General features: G+C 45.6%; 1 protein-coding gene. It reads left to right on the top strand.

Translation table 11 applies throughout. From position 1 onward, the window contains the following. The coding region (locus R7070_RS26080) for a DEAD/DEAH box helicase (protein WP_411912997.1) at positions 1–1,152 on the top strand (1,152 nt) is incomplete at both ends.

Below are 1,152 nucleotides of genomic sequence, written 5' to 3'. Positions count from 1 at the left end.
ATAACTAAGCTACTGACAAAAGTGATTGGCAGTCGCAACGACCGAACACTGCGCCGCCTTAGAAAAATTGTAAAAGAGATCAATAACTACGAACCAACATTTGAAGCACTTTCAGATGAAGAGCTTAAAGCGAAAACTGTTGAGTTCCGTGAGCGCCTAGAGCAAGGCGAAACTCTTGATAAGCTACTTCCAGAAGCTTTTGCTACTGTTCGTGAAGCGTCTAAACGTGTATACGGTATGCGTCACTTCGACGTGCAGCTCATCGGCGGTATGGTTCTAAATGCAGGCCAAATCGCAGAGATGCGCACGGGTGAAGGTAAAACTCTAACGGCAACTCTTCCTGCTTACCTAAATGCACTTCCTGGTAAAGGCGTACACGTTGTTACGGTCAACGACTACCTCGCTAAACGTGATGCGGAGACAAACCGTCCGCTATTTGAATTCCTAGGTATGACGGTGGGTGTTAACGTGCCGAACATGCCTCCTCAAGCGAAAAAAGAAGCGTACCAAGCTGATATTCTATACGGAACAAACAACGAGTTTGGTTTCGATTACTTGCGCGACAACATGGCTTTCCGCAATGAAGACCGTGTTCAGCGCGAACGTTTCTTTGCTGTGGTCGATGAGGTGGACTCAATCCTTATCGATGAAGCTCGTACTCCTTTGATCATCTCTGGTCCGGCAGAAGACAGTTCAGAACTTTACACTCGAATCAACCTGCTTATCCCACACCTACAGAAGCAAGATAAAGAAGATTCTGAAGAGTATCGTGGCGATGGTCACTACACTGTTGATGAAAAATCAAAACAAGTTCACTTGACTGAAACGGGTCAAGAATACGTAGAAGAGCTATTGGTTAAAAATGGTTTGATGGAAGAAGGTGATACATTGTACTCACCTGCGAACATCAGCTTGCTTCACCACGTAAATGCTGCTCTACGTGCACATGTGCTGTTTGAGCGTAATGTGGATTACATCGTTAACGATGACGGCGAAGTTGTGATCGTTGATGAACACACTGGTCGTACAATGCCAGGTCGTCGTTGGTCAGAAGGTCTTCACCAAGCTGTCGAAGCGAAAGAAGGCGTTAAGATCCAAAACGAAAACCAAACGCTAGCCTCTATCACATTCCAGAATTACTTCCGTCTATAC

Source organism: Vibrio sp. 1557 (assembly GCF_033340175.1).
Taxonomy (GTDB): domain Bacteria; phylum Pseudomonadota; class Gammaproteobacteria; order Enterobacterales; family Vibrionaceae; genus Vibrio; species Vibrio alginolyticus.
The sequence above is the reverse complement of the archived record's forward strand: the minus strand, read 5'-3'. Positions and strand labels throughout refer to the sequence as shown.